Origin of the sequence: Desulfuromonas sp. (assembly GCF_002868845.1) — a bacterium.
Taxonomy (GTDB): domain Bacteria; phylum Desulfobacterota; class Desulfuromonadia; order Desulfuromonadales; family BM501; genus BM501.
Genome location: NZ_PKUB01000015.1, coordinates 108,165 through 114,615, shown reverse-complemented (window position 1 = coordinate 114,615; position 6,451 = coordinate 108,165). Strand labels below are relative to the sequence as shown.

6 protein-coding genes and 2 pseudogenes are annotated in these 6,451 nt (G+C 61.7%); 2 read left to right on the top strand and 6 right to left on the bottom strand.

What is annotated here, in order from left to right:
* Window positions 1–62: 62 nt before the first annotated feature.
* From C0617_RS04420 to C0617_RS04405, 4 genes and pseudogenes are all read right to left on the bottom strand, one after another.
* Window positions 63–2,450 carry an NADH-quinone oxidoreductase subunit B/C/D gene (locus tag C0617_RS04420; RefSeq protein WP_291315803.1) on the bottom strand — a complete coding sequence of 796 codons (2,388 nt, stop codon included), beginning with the start codon at window positions 2,448–2,450 and terminating at the stop codon, window positions 63–65.
* Entirely contained in the window at window positions 2,447–2,905 is a 459-nt protein-coding gene (locus C0617_RS04415) for an NADH-quinone oxidoreductase subunit A (RefSeq protein ID WP_291315802.1), read from the bottom strand. The genes C0617_RS04420 and C0617_RS04415 overlap by 4 nt, the downstream gene beginning before the upstream one ends.
* A gap of 259 nt (window positions 2,906–3,164) precedes the next feature.
* Window positions 3,165–3,297, bottom strand: a pseudogene (locus C0617_RS04410) (RNase H family protein); the annotation flags it as partial.
* 1 nt (window position 3,298) lies between these two features.
* Window positions 3,299–3,472: pseudogene (locus tag C0617_RS04405) on the bottom strand (RNase H family protein); the annotation flags it as partial.
* Window positions 3,473–4,347: 875 nt separating this feature from the next.
* Here C0617_RS04405 and C0617_RS04400 point away from each other — a divergent pair.
* Complete coding sequence (locus C0617_RS04400) at window positions 4,348–4,638, top strand: hypothetical protein (protein ID WP_291315801.1); 291 nt, start codon at window positions 4,348–4,350, stop codon at window positions 4,636–4,638.
* 183 nt (window positions 4,639–4,821) lie between these two features.
* The gene (locus C0617_RS04395) at window positions 4,822–5,442 is read left to right on the top strand and encodes a transposase (RefSeq protein WP_291315800.1); all 621 of its coding nucleotides are present in this window, start codon (window positions 4,822–4,824) and stop codon (window positions 5,440–5,442) included.
* Between the two features lie 280 nt (window positions 5,443–5,722).
* On the opposite strand, the gene C0617_RS04390 is transcribed toward C0617_RS04395, so the two are convergent.
* Window positions 5,723–6,037, bottom strand: a complete 315-nt coding sequence (locus C0617_RS04390; protein ID WP_291315799.1) for a CcdB family protein — start codon at window positions 6,035–6,037, stop codon at window positions 5,723–5,725.
* On the bottom strand, window positions 6,037–6,282 hold the full coding sequence (locus C0617_RS04385; protein WP_291315798.1) for a type II toxin-antitoxin system CcdA family antitoxin: 246 nt from the start codon (window positions 6,280–6,282) through the stop codon (window positions 6,037–6,039). Before C0617_RS04385 ends, C0617_RS04390 begins: the two co-directional genes overlap by 1 nt.
* Window positions 6,283–6,451 lie beyond the last annotated feature (169 nt).

Sequence of the window (6,451 nt, the reverse complement as noted above, 5' to 3'; positions counted from 1 at the left end):
TGAGCGTAGCGAACGGGCGTGCGAGAAGGTCTTTCTCCTTGTTTTTCTGGTCTGCAAAGCCGTTACCGGTCCAGGTCCGCCAGCACGAAGTCGATCGACCCGAGGATGGTGATCAGGTCGGCGATCAGCCAGCCGCGGCTCATCATCGGCAGGGCCTGCATATGGGCGAAGCTCGGGGTGCGGATGCGGCAGCGATAGGGGCCGCTCCCCCCGTCGGAGACGAGGTAGTAGCCGCATTCGCCCTTGCTCGACTCGATGGCCCTGTAGCACTCGCCCCGGGGGGCGGTCGGGCCGCGGGTCACGTTGACGAAATGGTGGATGAGGCTCTCGATGTCCCGCAGGCCGTCCTCGCGCCTCGGGTAGGTGTGGCGGTAGTCGCCGCTCGTCCACGGCCCTCCCGGCATCGTCTCGGCCGCCTGGCGGACGATTTTCAGGGACTGGCGCATCTCCTCCAGCCTCACCCGGTAGCGGGCATAGGAGTCGCCTCCTTCGGCCGTTGCCACCTCGAAGTCGTAGCGCTCGTAGCCCGAGTAGGGCATCGCCCGGCGCAGGTCCCAGGCCAGGCCGCAGGCACGCAGGTTGGGGCCGGAGAGGCCCCAGTCGATGGCCTCGTCGAGACTGATCGGGCCGACCCCCTCGGTGCGGGCCCTGAATATCGGCCCGTCGGAGAGGAGGGTGTCGAACTCCCCGATGCGCCGGTCGAAGTCCACCGTGAACGCGTCGACGGCCCCCTTCCACCCCTCGGGGAGATCGAGCGGCACCCCGCCGATGCGCAGCCACGAGGGGTGCATGCGCCCGCCGGTGATCATCTCGACGATGTCGAAGATCTTCTCCCGCGACTCGAAGGCGTAGAAAACCGGGGTCATCGCCCCCACGTCGTGGGCGAAGGTGCCGAGCCAGACGAGGTGGTTGGCGATGCGGAAGAGCTCGCAGAGCAGCACCCGGATCGCCTGAGCCCGCTCCGGCACCTCGACCCCGAGGAGGGTTTCCAGGGGGTACAGGTAGGCGAGGTTGTTCTGGATCCCCGAGAGATAGTCGATGCGGTCGGTGTAGGGGATGAACTGGCTCCAGTGCTGGCGCTCCCCCACTTTTTCGGCGGCGCGGTGGTGGTAGCCGATGTCCGCGTCGATGTCGACGATCTCCTCTCCCTCCAGTTTCAGCACCAGGCGCAGCACCCCGTGGGTCCCGGGGTGATGGGGGCCGAGGTTGAGGATCATCGTCTTTTCGGCCTCGCCGACCTTCTCCCCCTTGAAAAAGTCGCCTCCGTCCTTCGGTGTCATGGTCGCCGCCGTCTCCGCCGTGTAGGGGGGCATTTCGGTGGCCCGGAAGGGGTGGCTCTTGCGCAGGGGGTGTCCCTGCCACGAGTCGGGCATGAGGATGCGGCGCAGGTCCGGGTGGCCGGCAAAGCGCACCCCGAACATGTCGAACGCCTCGCGCTCGTACCAGTCCGCGCTTGGCCAGATCTCCGATATCGACGGCGCCTCCGGTTCGGGGCCTTCCAGGGGGACCTTGACCCGCAGGTAGCCGGGGTCGTCGAAGGAGAGGAGGTGGTAGACGAGGGAGAGGTCGTGGTCCGGGCGGCTCTGCCGGGCGCTCTCGTCGATCGCGGTGACGTCTTCCAGGCGGCGGAACCGCTTCGGGGCCTCCTCCTTCAAAAAGCGCAGCAGTTCCGGGGCCCGCTCCGCGGAGGTGAGGAGGGTCGGCATGTCCGCCCCGTCCGGGTCCTCGGTGACCTCCTCGCCGAAGCGCTCCTGTAGCGCCTGCTTCAGGTCGGGCGTCGAGGGGGGGAAGTCAATGCGCGGCTGGGGCGGGGTCCACAACTGGGGCGAGCGGCTACTCCTGAAAAAGGGGTGCTGGGCGCTGGCGCCGCGGATCGGGCTGCTGCCGTAACCGGGGCCGCGGGTGTCGCGGCTCTTGGTCTCGCCGTCGACGAGGATCGGCACCGTCGTCCCCTCGCTGCCGCCCGAAAGGCCGAGGACCTTGCGCGCCGGCTTCTCCTCGGCGGCGATCTTCTCCTGCAGGAGCATCAGACCCTGCATGAACGCCTCGGGGCGCGGCGGGCAGCCCGGCACGTAGACGTCGACCGGGACGATCTGGTTGACCCCCTGGATAACGCTGTAGGTGTCGTACATCCCCCCCGAGTTGGAGCAGCTCCCCATGGAGATCACCCACTTGGGGTTGGGCATCTGCTCGTAGAGGCGCAGGATCGTCGCCCCCATCTTCTTGAAGGGGGTTCCCGAGACGACCATCAGGTCAGCCTCGCGGGGGGTGCCGCGCAGCACCTCGGCGCCGAAGCGGGCCAGGTCGAAGCGCGGGGTCATGCTCGTCATCATCTCCACGAAGCAGCACGACAGGCCGAAGAACATCGGCCACATGCTGTTTTTGCGCCCCCAGTTGATGGCGTCGTCGAGGGTCGTGAGGATGACGTTGTCGGGGATCTCCCGGCTCATTCGGTCCTCCCCCGCGGGCGCGCCTTGCGCTCGGCGCTCGGCCCCCAGTCGAGCCCGCCCATCTTCCACAGGTAGAGCAGGCCGAAAAAGAGGATGACGATGAAGAAGGTGATCTGCCAGAAGCCGGCCCAACCGAGCAGGTCGTAGGCCACCGCCCAGGAGACGATGAAGACCGCCTCCACGTCGAAGACGATGAAGAAGATGGCGACGAGGTAGAAGGGGACCGGCTCGCCGAGGCGGGCCACGCCGGAGGGAAGGATCCCCGACTCGTAGGGCTGGCCCTTGGCCTCGCTGCGGGTTTTATGGCCGAGAAACCAGGCGAGAAAGAGGAGGACGCCGATCAGAAAGACCGCGATCGCGCCGTAGAGCCCGAGGGAGAGGAGGGCCTCCAGCGATGGCGGGGCCTCGCCCGCGGCGGGAAGAATCGGAGGCGCTGGGGGGGCGGCAGAAGGCATGGCGGCTCGTCAGCGGATGTGGAGAAGCCCCGGCCGCCGGATGCGGACGGCGGGATTTCGACGGTCCCGGGAGGGGGGACGAAACAGCTTCTAATGTTAGCAGAAAAAGGCCGTTTGTCCATGGCGAGGGGGGAGGGGGGCGTGTAGCATCGTTCTGGTTTTGAGCACGCCTTCTCGAAATGCCAGGAACAGGTCGCAAAAAAAGGGCGGAGCCGTTGTCGGCTCCGCCCCGAAGGACTGTTCTTTTTCCTGTTTTTCTCTATCCCCGTCCCTTTTCGATCGCCGCCCGGGCCAGCTCGTCGCAGCGCTCGTTCTCCGGGTGGCCGGCGTGGCCGCGCACCCAGCACCACTCCACCTGGTGCTTTTGGGAGACCTCCAGGAGTCGCTCCCACNCCACTCGGTGATCCCCTTCTTGACGTACTGGGAGTCGGTCGTCAGGTGGACCCGGCAGGGGCGCTTCAGCGCCGCCAGCCCCTCGATGGCGCCGATGAGCTCCATGCGGTTGTTGGTCGTCCGGGGCTCGTATCCGGAGAGTTCCCGCTCCCTGCCGCCGGAGCGCAGCAGGGTGCCCCAGCCTCCGGGACCGGGGTTGCCCGAGCAGGCGCCGTCGGAGAAGATCTCGACGATGTTTTCTTTTTCGGTCATAGGCAGATCGCATCCAAAGGGTCAAAGGAGAACCGAGTGCAACATACCACAGGCGGCGAGGCGAGGACAGCCCCTCTTGAGGGTCGGGGATAGTGGTTTTGTCTTGGTTGGTTTTAATGGGACTGTTATGGTAGGGCATTGTCAGAATCGCAAGGGCTGTCGATCAACGGTGCCCACATCACATTGCCCGGCGGGGGAATCGTCGGCAACAGACCTTTAATTGTAAAGAGAGGTTAGGCCCGCCATCGGCGAATCGCATTGCCGCTATACCCGCAGATCAATTTTCGAGAGAAATGGCGCGGGCATTTATGGCCAGAATGATTTGCATCTTTCCCCATGGACGAAGAGCATCTGGTTTTGGCGTAGCGGTACATCGAGATGAATCCGGTGGTGGCAGGAGTGGTCGAGCGCCACGGGAGGGGAGGTGTTTGTCGAGAGATTGGTGGACGCAATGGGGCGGATTTAACGACCTTAGAACCCAGGCCAAACAAGAGATGAGTATACTGTCCCCGGAACTCCCCCGGCAACTTTGCAGACTGCGCAAAGTAGCCAGTCCCAAGCGACCGGGGGATGGTTTTCAGGTGCCTGTCCCCTTGGGTAGACACGTTGATATTGGTGCCGCTGGCAGATTAGACACAAGTGCAATTAATGTCAATTCTGAGTCTATAATTAGCTTGGGACAAGGTGATGTAGATACAAGGTGAATAAATTACGGAGACCCTTTTTCAATAAGTCATGGTGATTTGCATACAGAAAAAGTATGGAAAAAAATTGAAAACAAAATATGGTGATGTTTTATGAATAAAAAAATAAGTAAAGATTTTGAAAGTTTTATTTTTGGTGTGTTATTTCATGCAGCTGTTTGGATACTTGTTGTTAGTTTTGATGTTCAAAGATTTAATTTTTTATGCGATGAGGAGAGTTGCTACTTGTTGATTTTGTTAGATTTGCCTTTTTCACTTATATATGCAGTTGGTGGGCAAGTAGCAATTTCAAAATGGTCTTTAATGATAGGGTCTATTTGGTGGGGGTTTTTGTTTTTACTCGTTATTAAATTTATTCGCTTTTTCAAAATAAAAAGACCCTGAAGGGGACAGATCACTCTTAAGAGACCCTGAGGGGGACAGGCACCTTTTAATTAAAGATTGAGCGGTTGTGTGAGAGGGACAGGCAACTTTGCAGACTACGCAAAGTAGCCAGTCCCTAGCGACCGGGGGGCGGGTTTCAGGTCCTGTCCCCCTCAGCAGAGGCCAACTAAAAGGAGGGGGGAGATGCCGAGGGCTGCGCGGGCTTTGGTGGATGGCGAGGTCTATCACGTTCTCAATCGAGGGAACGGGCGGAGTAATGTCTTTCACAAGCCGGCTGACTTCGAGGCGTTTGTGAAGTTGATCGGTGAGGCGAAGGAGCGCTACCCGGTCAAGGTGATCGCCTACTGCCTGATGTCGAACCATTTTCACCTGCTGGTGAAGCCGACCCTTGGAGAAGACCTTAGCAAGTGGATGCGCTGGCTGATGACGAGTCACGTACGCCGCTACCACCGCCACCACGGCACCAGCGGCCACATCTGGCAGGGACGCTTTAAAAGTTTCATCGTTCAGGACGACGAGCACCTGGTGACGGCGGCCCGCTACGTGGAAGGCAACCCGGTGCAGGCGAAGATGGTGAGTTCGGCGCGAGAGTGGCACTGGTCCTCCCACCGGGAGAACCTCGGCGAGACCGAACGAGGACTGACCGACGAGGGGATGTTCGAGGTGCCCGCCGACTGGGCCGCCTATGTCGATACGCCGCTATCCGGCAGGGAGCTGAACAAGCTGAAACTGAGCCTCCACCGCGGCGTCGCCTTGGGGACAGGCTCCGTAGGTGCCTGTCCCCATGAAATAACAAGTTGTTAGGGCGACAGTCGAAGGGGACTGGCTCCCGCAGGGTGCCTGTCCCCTTGGGTAGACACGGTCATTGTCCCCTCTGAGCAGACAGGTCGTCGAACGGCTGCGGGTAGGGGGACAGGCAACTTTGAAAAAACCCCAAAGTAGCCAGTCCCCGGGAGACGGCAGGTCGTCAAGTGGCAGCAGATAGGGCGACAGTCGATGGGGACTGGCTCCCGCAGGGTGCCTGTCCCCGTGGGTACGGGTAAGGGGACAGGCAACTTTGATAAATCCCAAAGTAGCCAGTCCCTCAGATGCCGGTGACGAGAAAGTCGATGGCTGAAACAATTTCGGAACGATGCTCCGCCAAAGATCCGACCCGCTCCCCGAGGGCATGCCGGGATATACCGGCCAGCTCGGCGGTAGACATCACCACCGGCTCACCTTCGATGTTGAAAGCGGGGTTGAGGTGCTCGGCCGGCCTTGGCATGACGGAGCGCCTGACCAGCGGCACGACGATGCGGGTGGCCAGGGCGTCGAGCAATGCGTTCTGGACGTCGAGCAGGTAGGGGATCGACTCCCGGGTTTCGAGGCCGGGGTTGCGGTAGACGTCGAACTGGGCCATCAGAACCGCCTCAGGCCGTCGCTGAAGACGCCTTCCTGCTCGACCCGGCGGTTGTACTCCTCGAGGGCCGGCCGGTTGTCCCTCAGCCACTGTGCGCGGCGGGCCTCGCGGACCAGTTCGGCGAGGCGCTCTTCGAGAGCCCGGGAGAGGTTGATGTTGAGGGCTTTGGCCTGTTTCAGCAGATCGCTGTTGAGGCTGAGGTTGGTCGGCTTCTTGGGCGCTTTGAGATCGTAGGCCGGTTCCATGTGTGCCTCCGCAAAGAATATTATACGCATACTATATGCGCATTCAAGGCAAGGTGCAAGGGTTGGGTTTCCGTCGGGGGAGGGGACTGGCTCCCGCAGGGTGCCTGTCCCCGGTTGGCAGACCGTTGGTCGAACGGCAGTGGGTAGGGGGCAGGTAATTTTGCATAGT